Source organism: Clostridium sp. Marseille-QA1073 (genome assembly GCF_054863625.1).
Genome location: NZ_JBSVQM010000015.1, coordinates 64,297 through 82,797 on the forward strand (window position 1 = coordinate 64,297; position 18,501 = coordinate 82,797).

The 18,501-nt window shown below is 28.4% G+C and carries 15 protein-coding genes; 9 read left to right on the forward strand and 6 right to left on the reverse strand.

All coding sequences use genetic code 11. The features are described 5' to 3' along the window. The first annotated feature begins 1 nt into the window (after position 1). The 6 genes from ACY1IQ_RS13870 (at position 2) to ACY1IQ_RS13895 (ending at position 5,494) form a co-directional block, all read left to right on the forward strand. On the forward strand, positions 2 to 826 hold the full coding sequence (locus ACY1IQ_RS13870; RefSeq protein WP_461614500.1) for an ABC transporter permease: 825 nt from the start codon (positions 2 to 4) through the stop codon (positions 824 to 826). A gap of 15 nt (positions 827 to 841) precedes the next feature. Further along, positions 842 to 1,612, forward strand: a complete 771-nt coding sequence (locus ACY1IQ_RS13875) for an ABC transporter permease (protein WP_461614501.1) — start codon at positions 842 to 844, stop codon at positions 1,610 to 1,612. A gap of 131 nt (positions 1,613 to 1,743) precedes the next feature. Continuing rightward, positions 1,744 to 2,610: an SPL family radical SAM protein gene (locus ACY1IQ_RS13880; protein ID WP_461614502.1), complete on the forward strand. Its 867-nt coding sequence runs from the start codon at positions 1,744 to 1,746 to the stop codon at positions 2,608 to 2,610. Between the two features lie 317 nt (positions 2,611 to 2,927). After that, positions 2,928 to 3,923: an ABC transporter ATP-binding protein gene (locus ACY1IQ_RS13885; protein ID WP_461614503.1), complete on the forward strand. Its 996-nt coding sequence runs from the start codon at positions 2,928 to 2,930 to the stop codon at positions 3,921 to 3,923. After that, the gene (locus ACY1IQ_RS13890) at positions 3,916 to 4,713 is read left to right on the forward strand and encodes an ABC transporter permease (RefSeq protein WP_461614504.1); all 798 of its coding nucleotides are present in this window, start codon (positions 3,916 to 3,918) and stop codon (positions 4,711 to 4,713) included. The genes ACY1IQ_RS13885 and ACY1IQ_RS13890 overlap by 8 nt, the downstream gene beginning before the upstream one ends. Then, positions 4,703 to 5,494: an ABC transporter permease gene (locus ACY1IQ_RS13895; protein ID WP_461614505.1), complete on the forward strand. Its 792-nt coding sequence runs from the start codon at positions 4,703 to 4,705 to the stop codon at positions 5,492 to 5,494. Before ACY1IQ_RS13890 ends, ACY1IQ_RS13895 begins: the two co-directional genes overlap by 11 nt. Before the next feature lie 198 nt (positions 5,495 to 5,692). Here ACY1IQ_RS13895 and ACY1IQ_RS13900 read toward each other — a convergent pair whose 3' ends face one another. Further along, positions 5,693 to 5,905: a hypothetical protein gene (locus ACY1IQ_RS13900; protein ID WP_039636072.1), complete on the reverse strand. Its 213-nt coding sequence runs from the start codon at positions 5,903 to 5,905 to the stop codon at positions 5,693 to 5,695. Positions 5,906 to 6,464: 559 nt separating this feature from the next. Between ACY1IQ_RS13900 and ACY1IQ_RS13905 the strand changes: the two genes are divergently transcribed. Next, on the forward strand, positions 6,465 to 6,947 hold the full coding sequence (locus tag ACY1IQ_RS13905; protein WP_461614506.1) for a hypothetical protein: 483 nt from the start codon (positions 6,465 to 6,467) through the stop codon (positions 6,945 to 6,947). Positions 6,948 to 7,029: 82 nt separating this feature from the next. Here ACY1IQ_RS13905 and sufU read toward each other — a convergent pair whose 3' ends face one another. The 5 genes from sufU to sufC are packed head-to-tail and all read right to left on the reverse strand — an operon-like array spanning position 7,030 to position 11,930. Beyond that, positions 7,030 to 7,452 (reverse strand): Fe-S cluster assembly sulfur transfer protein SufU, encoded by a 423-nt coding sequence (gene sufU, locus ACY1IQ_RS13910; protein WP_454052722.1) that lies wholly within the window; start codon positions 7,450 to 7,452, stop codon positions 7,030 to 7,032. Next, on the reverse strand, positions 7,442 to 8,674 hold the full coding sequence (locus ACY1IQ_RS13915) for a cysteine desulfurase (protein WP_461614507.1): 1,233 nt from the start codon (positions 8,672 to 8,674) through the stop codon (positions 7,442 to 7,444). Before ACY1IQ_RS13915 ends, sufU begins: the two co-directional genes overlap by 11 nt. After that, positions 8,667 to 9,752 carry a Fe-S cluster assembly protein SufD gene (sufD, locus tag ACY1IQ_RS13920; protein WP_461614508.1) on the reverse strand — a complete coding sequence of 362 codons (1,086 nt, stop codon included), beginning with the start codon at positions 9,750 to 9,752 and terminating at the stop codon, positions 8,667 to 8,669. The genes ACY1IQ_RS13915 and sufD overlap by 8 nt, the downstream gene beginning before the upstream one ends. 12 nt (positions 9,753 to 9,764) lie before the next feature. Further along, a complete protein-coding gene (sufB, locus tag ACY1IQ_RS13925) occupies positions 9,765 to 11,174 on the reverse strand; it encodes a Fe-S cluster assembly protein SufB (protein ID WP_461614509.1) in 1,410 nt (469 codons plus the stop codon). A gap of 18 nt (positions 11,175 to 11,192) precedes the next feature. After that, on the reverse strand, positions 11,193 to 11,930 hold the full coding sequence (gene sufC, locus ACY1IQ_RS13930) for a Fe-S cluster assembly ATPase SufC (protein WP_454052726.1): 738 nt from the start codon (positions 11,928 to 11,930) through the stop codon (positions 11,193 to 11,195). Positions 11,931 to 12,226: 296 nt separating this feature from the next. On the opposite strand from sufC, the gene ACY1IQ_RS13935 reads away from it, so the two are divergent. Beyond that, positions 12,227 to 13,456: an aminopeptidase gene (locus ACY1IQ_RS13935; protein ID WP_461614510.1), complete on the forward strand. Its 1,230-nt coding sequence runs from the start codon at positions 12,227 to 12,229 to the stop codon at positions 13,454 to 13,456. A gap of 188 nt (positions 13,457 to 13,644) precedes the next feature. After that, on the forward strand, positions 13,645 to 18,492 hold the full coding sequence (locus ACY1IQ_RS13940) for a cytidyltransferase (protein ID WP_461614511.1): 4,848 nt from the start codon (positions 13,645 to 13,647) through the stop codon (positions 18,490 to 18,492). Positions 18,493 to 18,501: the final 9 nt, after the last annotated feature.

Genomic DNA, 18,501 nt, shown 5'->3' on the forward strand with positions numbered 1-18,501 from the left:
AATGAAAGCTTTATTTATAAGTGAGTTAGAAAGACTATGGTCTAAAAAAAGCACGTGGTTGATTTTTATTGCTATTCCATTAGTACTATATGCTTCCTCAAAATATTATTTAAGTCATAATTTATCTGTGCCAGAAATTAGTCCAGAATTTACTTCCTTTGCAAATTTTCCTTCTGCTGCAATACAAGAACAACTTATAGTATTCTTTAACATTGTAGTTGTTTTACTTTTAGTTTTATCAGTAACAGAAGAATATAGAAGTGGACAAATTAGAATGGTCATGATTAGAACAAGATCTTTTACACAATTATTTTTTGCCAAGTTTCTTGCGGTTGCTACTATAATATTGTTACTTCTTATAACATATTATCTTTTAAGCATACCAATAGGATATATATTTATGCCTAAATTAGAAAAGGTTCAAATATTTTATTATAATGGATTATCCACTATAAAGGAGTCATTCTTATACGGGATAAAATATTATGCTATGTCATATTTAACATTAATTGCAATGGTATCAATTATAATGTTTATTGCAGTAATAAGTAAAACTGTTACTGCTGGAGTAGGTATTAGTATGGCTTTCCTATTAGCATCAATGATATATCCACAAATTTTACTTATGTTTTCACCTAATATGACTGAGAGATTGTTTAAGTTTCAACTTTTATCTCTAACTCATATACAACATATGGGAATTGCTATTATGCTGGGGGAACATCCTACTTTTGTATTATATGGATTCATTGTATTAATAACTTACACATTAATTTTTACAATATTATCTTCTGCAATTTTTGCTAAATCAGATAGATATATATAGCTTAGGAGGGGTTTTATGAGACAATTGATTATAAGTGAAATGGAACGAGTTTGGAGTCGTTCAAAAACAAAGACTTTATTAATTATTTTTATACTATTATCTATGTTGTGGAGTATAGCAATGGGAAGTTGGAATGTAGGTTTTTATGATAGCAATATAACTATGCCATTAAATTCTTTAAATTTTTCAGTATTTATTTTAAGAGACATTCATCCACTATTAATGTTTGTGATTTTACCAATGCTTTATACTGATTGCTTTAATGCTGAATATACTTCAGGTAGTTACCGTAATGTGATGACTAGACCTTATAAGAAGACAGAGTTTATATTAGCTAAATTAATAGCTCAGGCTTTTATAACCTTTGTTTTTTTAATGATACTTTTTATAATATCAAGTCTTTTCGGGAAATTTTTCTTAGACACAGTAGAAACAACTAAGTTTTTTAATATTACAAAGGATTTTAATTCAATTGAAGCCTTTATTTATAGCTTTAAATTTTATACTATAGAATTTCTTATATTATTTACTATTTTATCTATTAGCAGTTTAATCTGTGGAATTATCGAAAATTCTGTGCTATCATTTTTAGCAATTATAGCAGTGCTTTTAGGTTCACTATATATATCAGACAGTTTTGTATTCTTTTTAAGCAGTTCAAAGATGATTTTTGATGTATTAGCCAATATTGCACCTATGAGTTTTTTCACTATACTATTTTTTACAACTATAATAGGAATAGGTGGAACAACTACATTATGGAGGCATAAAGATTGGTTATTTTAGAATATAATGTATATTTTAAGCTATAAAAATATTTATTAAAAATATAGAGTATAATATTAACCAATATTTTGCTTATAATACGTATTTGTTATAATAATATAAATATGTATACAAGTATTGAGGTGAAAGTTATGGTAAAGATGATTCAGGCCAAGACTCTTCTTTCAACTATTAAAGAGGATAAACTATTTGGGCTTAAATATAATATGAATCTTTATAGAGGCTGCCAGCATGGATGTATTTATTGTGATTCTAGAAGTAATTGCTATGGCATTGAAAATTTCTCAGAGATACAGATGAAAGAAAATGCTTTAGAACTGCTTGAAAGTGAACTGAGAAAGAAGAAGGTTAAAGGTACAATTGGTACAGGAAGTATGAATGATCCTTATATGCCTGTAGAAAAGAAACTTCTGCTTACTAGAAGAGCTTTGGAGATTATAAATATTTATGGTTTTCCAGTGCATATCCTAACTAAAAGCAATTTAGTGGAAAGAGATATAGATATTTTAAAGAAAATAAACAAGACCTATTGTGCAGTTTCAATTACCATAACTACTGCAGAAGATAGTCTATCATCATTAATTGAACCAGGTGCACCTAAATCTTCTGACAGGTTTAAAACTATAAGAAAGCTTTCAGAAGAGGGGATTTATACAGGAATATTAATGATGCCGATACTTCCTTTTATAAATGATACTGAAGAAAATATAAGACAAATAGTTGAAAAGGGAAAAGTAGCAGGTGCTAAATATATTTTACCTTTTATGGGAATGACATTAAGAGAAGGACAAAGAGAATATTATTATAGAGAATTAGATAAACATTTTCCTACTATGAAAGAAAAATATATTAGAAATTATGGATATGAATATAATTGTTCGTCTCCTAATTCAAAAAGATTATATAATATTCTTTATGAATTATGCAAAAAAGAAGGTATACCTACAAATATGAATTTTTATAAGGCTGATGAATATGAACAATTGCGATTGTGGTAATAAAACTATATTTTTAGAATATATATAGAATAAGCAATAATGCATTTATGAGTAAATGTAAAGTTTTTATGTTTATATAAATTTTGAAAAAATGTAATTAACTGTTGAAATGTTAATTTTTATATGATACAATATTCAAAATTGTGAGAGTGTATCTAGGGTTCCGGTGCTGATAGGATACTATTTTGCATGGCTGGACCAAGCGGTACAGGAGTTATTTCTACACTTTTGGGATAAAAGCCCAGAGGATGAGTCTCTATAGGACTTATTCTTTGGGCTTTTTTTTATTAAAATAATTTAAATAAAGGGGGAGGCTTATGACGGTAATAAGCGTTAATAATTTATGCAAATCATTCAAAATCAAAACAAAAGAACCAGGATTTAAAGGAAGTATTAAGTCTATGATTTCACCTAGGTATAAAGAGATAGAGGCAGTTAGAGATGTATCTTTTAATGTAGAAAAAGGAGAAATTTTAGCTTTTATTGGCCCTAATGGAGCAGGAAAATCTACTACAATAAAAATGCTTACAGGAATACTTTATCCAACTGAAGGAAATATGAAAATATTAGGACTAGATCCTTCCACTGAGAGGAAGAAGTTATCTTATAAAATAGGTACTGTATTTGGGCAAAAGTCGCAGCTATGGTTTCATCTACCACCTATAGATAGCTTTAATCTCTTAGGAAAAATTTATGATATGGAGGAAGTAAGCACTAAGAAAAGGATAAATTTTTTAAAAGAAATTTTTGAGATAGGTGAACTTATGGATATACCTGTTAGAAAGTTATCTCTTGGTCAAAGGATACGGTGTGAGATAGCAGCGTCTTTAATTCATAATCCAGAGATAATATTTTTAGACGAACCTACTATAGGATTGGATGTTATAGTTAAACAAAATATTAGAGATCTTATTTTAAGGATAAATAGAGAAGAAAAAAGAACTATATTTTTAACTTCACATGATGCAGGTGACATAGAACAACTCTGCAAAAGAGCTATAGTAATAAATCATGGTCAAGTGGTTTTAGATGAATCCATTAAAAATCTTAAATATAACTATCTCAATAAAAAAATTATAGAGGTAAAGTTTAAAGAAGAAGTTCATATAGATAAAAACAAATTTAAGGTTTTAAAAAGTAATGGATATGGAGTAAAGATAGAAATAGACACTTTGAAAGAAAATATAGAAGAAGTTTTAACGGAAATTATAAAGTACGGAAGCATTTTAGATATAAATATTCTAGAACCACCTATGGAGGAAATTATATCTTATATATATAAGGAAAGTAAGGTAGGTGATTGTAGTGAGTAAAATCAATAAATATATTCATATATTTAAGATAAGTCTTAGTAATAATTTAGTATATTTTTGGAATTTTATAATTAGAAATTTATTCTTTGTTTTCATAATATATATATTTTTAATGCTTTGGGGAAATATTTATGGACAAAAAGGAGATATAATATCAGGACTAACTTTAAATAAAATCATATGGTATTTAATAGTTACAGAAACTATAACCTTATCTCGATCGAATTTTCATATCCAAATTAGTGAAGATGTCAAAAGTGGGGCTATAGCTTATGGAATAAATAAACCTTATAACTATGTATTATATTGTTTTTTTAACTCACTAGGAGAAATAGCAGTAAAGCTAGGTTGTAATATGATTTTAGGAATAATTATTGGTATATGTTTTGTAGGATTTCTAGAAGGCTTTAATATAGTATATTTGCCATTAATACTACTTTCTATTTTAATAGGATCAACCATCAATTTTTTCATATATATTATTTTAGCACTAACTTCCTTTTGGATTGAGGAGAACAAGCCATTTTTTTGGATATACTCAAAGCTTACATTTACCTTAGGAGGAATGTTAGTACCACTTGATTTATTTCCTAACTGGCTTAAAAATATATCAAGTTATTTACCCTTTGCCTATGTGACATATGTACCTGGAAAGCTAGCAGTAGATTTTTCACTTAAGAAATTCTATGAGGGCTTTAGAATACAAGTTTTATATTTAATTATATTTGTAATACTAGCTTTAGTTATATATAGAAAGGGGGCAGAGAAATTAAATGTTAATGGAGGTTAAAAATATTATAAAACTAATAAGAGCATATTTTAAATTTAACCTATCTTCAGCTATGGAGTATAAAGTAAGTTTTATTATACAGGTGTTAGGTATGATAATAAATAATGCTTCGTTTATATTTTTCTGGTGGATATTATTTAATAATGTAGGCACTATAGGAGGATATGGTTTTAGTGATACACTAATGCTTTTTGCCATTATGTCCACATCTTTTGGAATAGCTTTTATTTTATTTGGAAATATTGGAGAACTTACAAAAATGATTGTAAATGGAGAGCTAGATTCATATTTGATCCAACCTAAGGATACTTTAATGAATATACTATGCTCTAAAAGTGTAATATCAGCCTTTGGTGATGTTATTTATGGAATAATTCTATTTATATTTGTAGGTAATTTTGATTTAATTAACATAGCTTTATTCTTATTTTTTTCTTGTATTTCAGCTATTATACTTTCAAGTGTTATAGTTATTGTAAACTCTTTAAGTTTCTATATAGGCAATGCTGAAGGTCTATCAGCACTTATGTTAGAATTTATGGTAAATTTTAGCTCATACCCGAAGGGGATATTTAAAGGTGCTACAAAATATATAATATATACCATAGTACCAGCAGCCTTTACTGCTCACATACCGATAGCTTTAATAAAATCTTTTAATATATTAGATTTTTCTATATTGATTAGTGTTACAGTTATTTGGGTATTGTCTGCATATAAGATATTTTATAAAGGCCTTAAAAAATATGAATCAGGAAACCTAATTATAGCTAAGTCATAATTTATGAAGATTAGAACAATTGTTTAAATGATTGTGTAATAAAATGAGTAAATTATAATCTATTTTGTCAAATTTTATTTAAAATTGTTATATTGATTAAGTATATATGATATAATAAGGGTAGATAAAAGGTATCAGGCCTTTACGGTTATTTAATAGTTGTTAGAAAATAGTGGGAGAATTTTGTGATACGACCCACTATTTTCTTTTGCTTTCAGAATTTCCTTCTATATCAACAGAAAGTTCAGCTTCTATTTTTCCATTTTGCAAATCTGTATTCATTTTAGTTCTAGTACCTGTTTTAAGTGTTTCATACTTATAAACAAAGCAACCAACAATGGATACTACGCTTATAATAACCAAAGCCAAGGTAATGATTCCAATTATTGCCAAGATTGTATAATCGGTCATCATATCGCCTCCTATGCCCTAAAGGCCCAATACCATCTACCCATATTAAAGCAGCACAGGAAGTTTGAATACTGAAACAACTATAAAATAAATCTCTATTAAACAAGAGGGGACTTGTTTAATTGAGTTTAAATCATTATAACATATTTTGGAATTTAAGTGAATGTAATTTTTCCGTGAATTTAAAGCAATTAAAAAAATTTTACAAGAAGATAAAAAATATATAAATTTTCACTTTATTTAAGACAAATATTTTTTATTTTATAATAAATATAATGTAATCTATAAATAGAATAAGATGAAACTACGCGAAAAATGTCAGTTTTTTTATTTCATAAGAAAATATAAAAGCTAGTAATAAATAAGGTTAGAAAAATATGTTTAAAATAACTCCAAATTTTTTAGTGGTAATTAAAAATAGACATAAATTTTTAAGGTTTATCATATATAAATGATATCTAGAGTATTAGCTTGAATAGATTATTGTATTATATTACAATTAATACAATATAAAGCAAAGAAAGTTAACTATATTAAAAATGCTATTTGGGGGATTGATATGAAAATTTTAAGAAGAATAGGAATAGTAATTCTATGTATAATCCTATTGTTTATAGCCTTTAGAATACCATATCATATAGCTAATACGCCTAAGTACGCTATATATAAGTATTTTCAAAGTTTAACAAATAAAGATTTAGAAGCTTATAATAATGTTAATTTTCATAGTGGAAATAATGAAGAAAAAGATGATATTTTCATATACGATGCTAAATATATATTACTTCATGCCAAAAAAATAAATGTACCAGATTTAGGATTGCAAGAAGAACTGCGTGAACTTAGAAAAATGGATAAGGTATTTGAAAATTATAATAAAGAGGATATTTTAATATATAAAGTATCTGTTCTTACAGATCCTCCGATAACAGATTTTCCGCCTGGATTAATTTTAATTCGGAATAAAGCTGACGATAGTAAACCTAAATGGCTGGTACTACATGATACTATATTTACAAATTATGATAATTTTAAAAAGTAATTAAATAGGGACGGTTTATTAATATCTTTCAATTTGATATATTAATGAACCGTCCCCATTTTGATTTAAAATTTATATTTAATTATTTAATTGATTCCTTAAGTGTATGCCATGCAAGTACCGCACATTTTACTCTTGCAGGCATGTTTGAAATATTTTGAAAGGCTATTGCATCTTCTAATATTTCAAGTTCTTCTTCAGATTTTATTTCTCTTTTTATCATTCCTATAAAAGTTTCTACTAAATTTAATGCCTCTTCCTTTGATTTTCCCTTTATAAGATCAATCATTATGGAAGTAGAAGCTTGGGAGATGGCACATCCACTGCCTGTAAAGGCTGCATCTTTTATAATGTCTCCATCAAATTTCAATTCTAGAGAAATCTCATCTCCACAACTTGGATTGTGTCCAAGTTCCTTAGTATCAGGATTTACTAAATTTCTTTTATTATGAGAGCTTTGATTATGCTCCATTATGAGCTCTGTATATATATCATTAAGATGCATAGCCTAACCACCTCCTTACATTTTTTAAAGCTTCAATAAATATATCTACTTCTTCAAAGGTATTATAAAAATAAAAGCTAGCTCTGGAAGTTGAGTTTACTCCTAAATACTTCATTAAAGGTTGAGCGCAATGGTGACCTGCTCTAACTGCAACACCATAACTATCTAAAATTGTAGCTACGTCATGAGGATGAATATCTTTTATTCCAAAGGATATAACTGAACTCCTATCTTTCATAGTTTGGGGACCGTAAATAGTTATGAAAGGTAGTTCTTTCATTTTTTCTAATGCGTAACTAGTTAATTCTTCTTCTATCTTTTTTATATTATCAAAGCCTATATTTTCTAAATAATCAATGGCCGCAGCAAGTCCAACTGCTCCTTCAACATTTTGAGTTCCTGCTTCTAACTTGTATGGAAGTTCTGCAAAGGTAGCCCTATCTTCCCAAACATACTCTATCATGTCTCCGCCAAATAAAAATGGAGGCATTTTATCTAAAATATGCTCTTTTCCATATAATACTCCAATGCCCATTGGAGCCAGCATTTTATGGCCTGAAAATACCATGAAATCTGCATCTATAGCTTTTACATCTACCTTCATATGAGGTACACTTTGAGATCCATCTAAAATAACTAATGCACCTTTTGAGTGAGCATAACTAATAATTTCATCTACAGGATTTATAGTACCTAGTGCATTTGAAATATGAGTTATACCCACAATTTTAGTTTTTTCAGAAATCTTTGATTTAACCTCTTCCATGGAAAGCTTACCTTCATTGTCAATATACATATATTTGAGTATTGCACCTTTGGCTTTTGCTACTTGTTGCCAAGGGAGTATATTACTATGATGCTCTGCAATGGATAGAACTATTTCATCACCTTCATTTATAAAATTCATACCATAGGAATAGGCTATTAGATTAAGGGCTTCTGTAGCATTTTTAGTAAATATAATTTCACTACTTTTTGAAGCACTAATAAAATTTTTTACCTTTACTCTTGAACTTTCATAGGCGTCTGTAGCAAAAACACTTAGAGCATGAGCACCTCTATGAGGATTTGCATTATATTTTTCATAATATTTATCTATAGCTTCAATGACTTGTTTTGGTTTATGTGTTGTTGCAGCATTATCTAGATACACTAAAGGCTTTCCATTTACACTTTCTAAAAGTATTGGGAAATCTTTTCTTAATTGTTCAAATTTACCCATTTATAAGCCTCCTTTGAATTTCTGTATCAATTTCTTCTTTTATTTCTTCAACTGGAATTAGATCTATAATAGGTCTAAAGTTAGCTTCAATTATAAGCTTTTTAGCCTCTTTTTCACTAAAGCCTCTGCTCATTAAGTAATAAAGTTTATTTTCATCGATTTTTCCTGCGCTAGCAGCATGCATTCCTTCTACATCATCCTCGTCACAAAGTAGTAATGGAATAGCATCTGATTTTACAGTAGAATCTAGAAGGGTTACATATTCTTCTTCAGAACCCTTAGATCGAGCAGAACCTTTTTTAAAGTTTAGAGTTCCTCTAAATATTTTTTTAGAATTATCCATTAATACACCTTTACATATAATGTTGCTATTTGTTCTCATTGCTTTATGTAGAATTTCATAGCTCAAATCAATAACTCTATTTCCATCTCCAAGGTAGATAGAATTTACATTAGTTTCTCCAGAGGTATCTTTTAACTCTGAAATAAAATTAGTAACACTGAATTTGCTGCCTAAGTTAATCTCTATAAAATTAACTTTTGCTCCATATTCACAAATAGCTACGTTTGAATCAAAATTATGACTATCATCATTTAGAGTTTGAATTTTTATTAAGTTAACTTCTGAACCCTTTTTGGCTAAAACTCTTGTAACTCCATTATGAAAAACAGCTTCATTACCTTTATATTGAATAATTATATTTACTTTAGAATCTTCCTCAGCAATAATCAAATTATTATCTATTAAATTATTTTTATCAATTATATGCTCAACTCTAATTGGTTCTTTTTCTTGCCCATTAGCTTTAATAACCATAGAAGAATTATAATTGTTTAAAGCATAATCCTTAACTTCTTTAGATACTCCATAATTTATGGCCTCAAATCCAAAGTCTTCTAAAAGCTCTTTAGCATTGGGGGTAGTGTCTATGAAAATAGCTTTCGGCGATATTATATTTACCTTATTGTATTCTCCAACTGTAGGTAGGGAATAAGTATCAAGTGAGATATCATTAACTTTAAGCCATCTCCAAGTAATGACTGGAAGTGTATTTAAGTTTTTAAATTTAAGTTTCATTTAATTTCCCTCCTAACCTATTGTTCCTTCAAGCTCAAGCTTGATTAAATTATTCATTTCCACAGCATATTCAAGAGGAAGCTCTTTAGATATTGGTTCAACAAATCCACGAACTATCATTGCTTTAGCTTCCGCTTCACTTATACCTCTGCTCATTAGATAGAATATAGCTTCATCACTAATCCTTCCAATTTTAGCTTCATGTCCTAAATCTACTTCATCATTCATAATATCCATAACTGGAACAGTGTCTGATTTAGATATATTGTCAAGCATTAAAGATTCACAAGAAACTGTTGATTTAGAGTGGTGTGCATTAGGTGATATTTTTACAGCACCTCTATATACAGCTATTCCTCCATCCTTTGAAATGGATTTTGTACTTATATTAGAAGATGTATATGGAGCTGCATGAATTACCTTAGCACCTGTATCTAGTTCTTGACCTTTACCTGCAAAAGTAATACCTGTAAATTCGCATTTTGCTCTTTCGCCTTTTAATACACTCATAGGGTAAAGCATAGAAATCCTTGAACCAAAGGAACCTGATACCCATTCAATAGTTCCATCTTTTTCTACTATTGCTCTTTTAGTATTTAAGTTATACATATTTCTTGACCAGTTTTCAATAGTGCTATATCTAAGTTTTGCACCTTCTTTTACAAATAGCTCAACACAACCAGCATGAAGATTATTTACTGAATATTTAGGAGCGGAACAACCTTCTATAAAGTGAAGATTAGCGTCTTTTTCAACAATTATTAGAGTATGTTCAAATTGTCCCGCACCTGGTGCATTTAATCTAAAATAAGATTGAAGTGGAATGTCTACATTAACACCTTCTGGAACGTAAACAAATGAACCGCCAGACCATACAGCACCATGTAGGGCAGCAAATTTATGATCTGATGGGGGAACACATTTCATAAAATATTCTTTAACAATATCTTCATACTCTTTAATAGCTGATTCCATATCAGTGTAAACAACACCTTGTTTTACTAAATCTTCCTTTATACTATGGTAAACTACTTCAGAGTCATATTGTGCTCCAACACCTGCTAGAGAAGCCTTTTCAGCTTCTGGTATTCCTAGAAGATCAAAGGTCATTTTAATATCCTTTGGTACTTCATCCCAGCTTGCCTTCATATCTGTATCTGGTTTTACATATGTTACAATATTCTCAATATCTAGACCAGAAATATCTGGTCCCCATGTAGGAACATCTAATTGATTATAAATTTCTAAAGATTTTAATCTAAATTCAGTCATCCATTCTGGTTCATTTTTTTCTGATGAAATAGAACGAATAATATCTTCAGTTAGTCCACTATCTACTTTATAGCTATATCTAACTTCATTTTTTATATCATATATACCTCTGTCTACATCTTCAACATAGGTTTTATTTCTTTTTTCCAAGCCATCTCACCACCTATTCTATTTATAAGCCTCATAACCATTTGATTGAATTTCATCTATAAGCTCTATTCCACCGGTTTTAACAATTTTACCATCAACTAATATGTGAACAAAATCTGGTTTTAGATGCTCTAAAATATTATTGTGGTGAGTTATTATTAGAATAGATCTATCACCATTTACAAGCATTTTAACACCCTCAGATACAACCTTAACAGCATCCACATCTAATCCTGAGTCAGTTTCATCAAGAATTGCTAGTTTAGGCTCAAGGATTGCCATTTGCAGAATTTCATTTTTTTTCTTTTCACCGCCAGAAAATCCAACATTTAAATATCTACTTGCATAAGATTCATCCATTTTTAACATTGCCATTTTTTCTCTTAGGTCTTTTCTAAAACTCATCATTTTAAGAACTGTACCTGAAACAGCGGCCCTTGAAGTTCTTAAAAAATTTTCAACGGTAATTCCAGGAATCTCTTCTGGATATTGAAAGGATAAGAATATTCCTTTTTTAGCTTTCTCATCTGGGCCAAGTTCATTTATAATTTCCCCTTCAAATTCTATTATTCCTTCAGAAATTTTATATTTTGGATGGCTCATCAATGTGTTAGCAAGGGTAGATTTACCAGCACCATTAGGTCCCATAATTACATGAATCTCACCCTTATTTATTTCTAAGTCTAAGCCTTTTAAAATTTCTTTATCTTCAACTTTGCTGTGTAAATTATTTATTTTAAGTAATTTCTCTGACATTTTTATATCTCCTTTAAATTATATCAGAGTTAAATACTCTGAATTAATATATATTTATATCATACTACTTTGCTCGGAATTAGTCAAAAGCTTTTTAACATATTTTATTACATAAAAATATTAATAAAAATTAGGCTTATAAAGCTATATAAAAGGATAAATTAATAGTAAGCTTTTCGAACTATGGCGGCTTTTATAATGAAATTAAATACATATTTAAATGAAGTTTTACAAAAGTTACTAATTTAATGTTAAAATAGGTCTATATAAAAATGATTTTTCGGAGGTGTTTAATTATGAAAGAAGAAATGTTAAAAAAATATGCGAGATTGGCAGTTAAAACAGGAGTTAACATACAAGAAAATCAAACACTTGTAATAATGTCACCAATAGAGTGTGCTCCTTTTACTAGAATGATTTCTGAAGTTGCTTATAAAGAAGGGGCAAGAGAAGTTATAATTCATTGGTCTGATGAAATATCAGCAAAAATTAGGTACATGAATGCCAGCACTGAGGTTTTAAGTGAAGTAGCGCCTTGGCAGGTGGATTCTTTAATTCATTATGCAAAGGATGGTGCTGCATTTTTAAGCATATCTGCATCAGATCCAGAGCTTATGAAAGAAGTGCCAACTGAAAAAATTTCTACTTCAATGAAAGCAAGACAAATAGCATTAAAAGAATTTAATAAGAGATTGATGACTAATGAAAACCCATGGTCAATCGTTTCAATTCCTACAAGGGCATGGGCTAAAAAGGTATTTCCAAACCTTTCAGAGGAAGAGGCTGTGGAAAAGCTTTGGGAGGCAATATTTAAAATAGTTAGAGTGGATAAGGAAGATCCAGTGGAAGCTTGGAATGAACATAAAAATAATCTTAAAGTAAAAATGGATTTTTTAAACTCAAAGAACTTTAAATCTATTTATTTTAAGAACTCATTAGGAACAGATTTAAAAATGGAGCTTCCAGAAAATCATATTTGGGTTGGAGGAGCAGAGAAAAGTTCTGAGGGAATTGAATTCATAGCTAATATGCCGACAGAAGAAATATTCTCAATGCCGAAAAGAGATGGAGTAAATGGTGTTGTATTTAGTTCAAAACCATTAAACTATGCTGGGAATCTTATAGAAAACTTCTCTTTAACTTTTAAAGATGGAAAAATAGTAGATTTTACAGCTGAAAGAGGATATGAGTCATTAAAAAGTTTAATTGAAACTGATGAAGGTTCTCACTATTTAGGTGAAGTTGCGCTTGTACCTTTTGATTCTCCTATTTCAAACTCAGGAATAATTTTCTTTAATACATTATATGATGAAAATGCTTCTTGCCACTTTGCTATAGGAAGAGCTTATAGTCTATGTGTTAAAGATGGAGATAAAATGACTGAAGAAGAGTTATTAAAGGCTGGAGCAAATAATTCTTTAACTCACGTAGACTTTATGCTAGGTACAGAGGATTTAGATATAGTGGGAACTACTTATGATGGAGAGTCAGTTCAAATATTTAAAAATGGAAACTGGGCATTTTAAATAGGAGTTTATTATTTATATTGATATATAATGCAATAAATATCTATATAGATATTTGGCATTAATACAGTAAAAATGGTCAAGATAGAAGTAGGTTAAGATTTATTTCATCTTGGCTTTTTTCTATTGAATTAAAGAATTTAAAATATGATATAATTTATTTACAGTGGAATAAAGGAGTGAGATTAGTGGAAGTAAATTTTGAAAATATTTACGCTCGTATTCAGAGAAAAGTTTTAAGTGTTAAATGGATTAATAAAGTAAATTTAGATAAGATTATTATAGATTCTCATATAAAATCCGATTATTTTGTGATAAAGCTAAAAGAAATGATTTTTAAAAAGGATTATACAGCAAAGTCTACATTGGTATTATTAAAACCATTGATCTTAGAATTATCCTCTAAAAATATATTAGAAAATTCAGAAAATGAACTACTTTTATACCTATATGAATACTCACTATCAAAAGTTTTTCCCGAAGCAGTAAATATTGAATTAAATCATAACTTGGATCCTATTTGTAATCTTTATTTTAGAGTTCTTAGAATAATTTCAGTCTTTGAAAAACACTGTAATGGAGAAAATTTTATTTCTAAATATCCTATGGAATTTTTAAAAGATGAAGAATTAGAATTTCTTGAATATAGTGACGAGTACTTAAGATTTGTTAAAGCCTTTGAGGATTCCTATATTTATGAAATGATGAAGATAAATGGAGAGATAACAGGATTTAATACTTTAGAACATATTTCTGGAGTTCATTACTTAGCTATGCACATTGCAAGACAAGTTAAACATCAGGGACTTAAGGTAGATTTAGGAAGAGTTTCTGGAAGTGCTGCTGGTCATGATATAGGAAAGTATGGGTGCAAGAAAAATGAAATGAAAAGGGTTCCTTATTTACATTATTATTATTCTGATATTTGGTTTAAAAAGCACGATATAAACTATATAAGAAATATCGCTATCAATCATTCAACTTGGGATCTTGAGTTTGAAAATCTTTCTCTTGAAAGTCTTATTTTAATATATTCAGACTTTAGAGTTAAAAATAGACAAATAAACAATAAAAATGAAATGCACATATTCTCTCTTAAGGAATCTTTTGATGTAATTTTAAGTAAGCTTGATAATGTAGATGAAACCAAGGAAAAGCGTTATAGAAGAGTTTATTCAAAACTTAGAGATTTTGAGAAGTTCTTACAATCAATTAATGTTGAAACTGAAGTCAAAGATATAAATTTAAAGGGTATGAAGAAGATAAAAGAGCCTTTATATTCTCTTAATCAGGGTGAGGAAATCGTTGATAATTTAAAATATATGGCCATAAATCACAATATAAATCTAATGTATATTTTAAGAGATGAGCATTCATTAAATACTATTATTGAAGAAGCTAGAAGCGAAAAAAATTGGAAGAGTTTAAGAGAATACATAAGAATATTTGAGGAGTATTCTACCTATTTAACTCAAAATCAAAAAATCCAGACTATAAATTTCTTATATGAAAATCTTGTTCATCCTGAAGATGATATAAGACGTCACTCTGCTGAAATTATTGGTAAGCTTATTGCTATATTAGATGAAGAATATAGAAAGGAATTACCAGAAGGTGCGGTAGATGATTTTTTTAATATTAATAGTAAAGATGTATTAAGGAAGTATATAGATAAAATATTATTCCCAAGTCATAAAATTATATCAAGTCATAGATATTGGATTGGGTATAGCTTAAGTACATTAATAAAATCTCTATTTGAGAATTGTGGAGAGAATAAAAAAGAAGAATATAAAGAAGTAGTTCTAAGCTATTATGAAACTTTTAAATATAAAAATTCAGATAATTTATTATTTCTAATTGAGAGTGCTAATTATATTCCAATAGATAAAGAGGATAAGCTTTTAGATAAATTATATATTTTTATATTTACTATGTTAAAAAAGAGAAATATAACATTAAGACTTTCCACTTTAGGTTTATGTATTAATTTAATGGAAAATTTAAATGATGAATCGATATTTGTAATTCACTTAAAAGACTATTTATATTCTGTTAGTGCTAAAAGCAGCCATGGTGCTGAAATCTTATTAAGATATCGACTTTCACAAAAATTAAACTTAAAAGATTTAGAATACAACTTAAAAGAAAATTTACAAGTTCAAAAGAAAAATATACAAGAAATTTATTTGAGCAATTTAAAATCTGCTACTGAATGGAGTGTAAAAAAGTATCAGATAGAATTAATTCTGGAATTTGTAAAAAGTCATAAAGAAATCAATGCATTGCAGGCATCAATACATTTTTGTAATTTGCTTAAGGTGAGTGCTGTAGAAGAAGTTAGAGTTAGTGCTGGAAAAGCAATTGTTGAAATAATGAATTTTTTATCCTTTTCTGAAAGAAATGAAGTTGCTATAGAACTTTTAAGGTCACTAGAAATAGAAGGCCATAAGATAACTGAATATATACCAAGATATTTAGGGCAAGTTCTTCTTTATATACCGCCAAAAGAATTTGATGAGATAATTGATGATTTAGCCTTTAAGGTTAAAATAGCAAAGCCTTCAGTAAAGACTTTAATGCTAAAAACTATAGGAGTAGTTTTAGAGTATTATAAATGTTATGATAAAAGATTTAATGAACCAGAAAAAATATTAGATAAGAGAAGAAACACACTTCTTAGCATTCTTTTAAATGGGCTTGGTGACTATATAAATGAGGTTAAAAGAAGTGCCTTTACCACCATTGGAAAGGTTATTTTTGGTTCTAAGATTTTATCCTTGAAAGAAAAGAAGAATTATTTTGATCTTTTAGCTAAAAAGATATTGACTCTTGTTATAAATGATGAGAAGGAAGATTTATTTTTTCTTTCAAATGCAGCAGGATTAGCTCATATATATAGATTTATTGCTGATTATAATTTTTTTATTGGGAAGTTTAATATGGAGATACCAAGGAAAATTGCATTTTTCCCAGGAACATTTGATCCATTTTCCCTCAGTCATAAAGAAATTGCAAAGACAATTAGGAATTTAGGATATGAAGTTTATCTTTCAGTAGATGAATTTTCTTGGTCTAAAAAAACTTTACCCCATTTATTAAGAAGAAATATTCTTAATATGTCCATTGCTAGTGAGTTTGGAATATTTGTATATCCAGAAAGTGAACCTATAAACCTATCTAATAAAGAAGATATTCAAAGTCTTAAAGATAATTTTAAAGAGCAAGAAGTTTTTATAGTAGTTGGAGCAGATGTAATTACTAATGCTTCTAGTTATAAATTGCCTTATAATAAAGGATCCATTCATGATTTTTCTCACATAGTTATTGAGAGAAATAAAAATAATAATTTGTCAGAATATTTAATGGAGATAAAGGGAAATGTCCATATTATTAATTTGCCAAGTAAATATACAGATATAAGTTCAACACAAATTAGAAATTATATTGACAGTAATAGAGATATATCAAGTCTTGTAGATCCGCTAGCTCAACAATATATTTATGATAATGGATTTTATCAAAGAGAGCCATTAGAGAAAGCCACTTTAAATTTATTATCTCTTGAAACAGAAATAATAGAATATAAGGATGAAGAGATTATAAATGCCTTATGTAACATAGCTAATAATGAATTAAGGAAAAAAATTGAAGAACTTTTCTCAAAACCTTCTGGTAGAATAGTAATTTTAAAAGATTGTAATAAGAATGAAATACACGGTTTTTCGTTAATACACTGGGCTCGTTCAAGTATGCTCTACGGTGACATAAAAGATATGGAGATAGCTCAGTATATGAGAGAAGAAAGTCAAGGAAGAATAATTTTATTAGATGGATTTTACATTAAAAATCATGAAAAAAATAAAAATTTACTTTCAATATTGATAACTGAAACTTTAGCTTTTGCTTGTAGTCGCGATTATGAATATGCTCTTTATAGGCAGTGTGAAAAAGATAATCTATCTACTACAATTAAGGATACTTTAGCTCTATATGGATTTAAAGAAATTTTTGATTCTGTTCATCTTGTAAATATGAGTTCACCTTGTGTTTTAAATTTTGATATAGAAAATCTAATAAAAGAGCCTTTTAGAAGTAATAATAAAATAAAAACTGCAATTAATGAAAGTAGAATTAAACTTCAGCAGGCAATATGTAACCTTTTTCCGGGGAACTTAGTGCTTTCTTTTGATTCCAATATGGTTCATCAAGGACTTATAAAAAAGATTTGCAAAGAAAATAAAGTATCAGAATATGAAACAAATCCAAGATCACTAGGAAGTGCAATGTGCGTACCTTATGGGGATATATTAGATAGATATATAATTCCTAACACAGTGACTAAGTCACTTCACACGGAAAAATACTTTAACCCTGATATGAAATCATTTAAGATTGGAGAATTTCCACATTATCTTAGCTTAGAAAATCAGATTAAAATGCTAAAGTCCTTTAATAGACCAATCATATTAGTAGATAACCTCCTTCATAAAGGATATAGAATGAAAGCTATTGAGCCTATATTTAAAAAAGAAAAAATAAATATACAAAAAATTATAGTTGCTATATTATCTGGTCGTGGTAAAGATCTTTTAGATTATCAAGGAGGAGAGGTAGATTGTTTATACTTCATCCCTAGATTAAAAATTTGGTTCAATGAAAATGCATTATATCCGTTCATAGGTGGTGATGCAATTTGGAGAGGGGAATTTCCAGGTAGAAATCTTCTTCCATCAATCAATTTAATTATGCCATATACTTCGCCTAAGTTTATAAGAGGTGCTAATAATAAGGAACGTTATAAATTATCTAAGGTATGTATAGAAAACTCTATAAATATACTTAAAGCTTTAGAAGATGAATATCATTATATAAATGAAAGAAATTTAACACTTTTGTCTTTAGGGCAAGTATTTACTATACCAAGATCTGTAGATAGAGGACTGGATATAAATTATGACTTAAATCACAAACCTTCACATTATTTAGAAAATGACCTTGAGAGTTTAAAGAGATTTGAAGATATGTATATATAGGGAGATGAT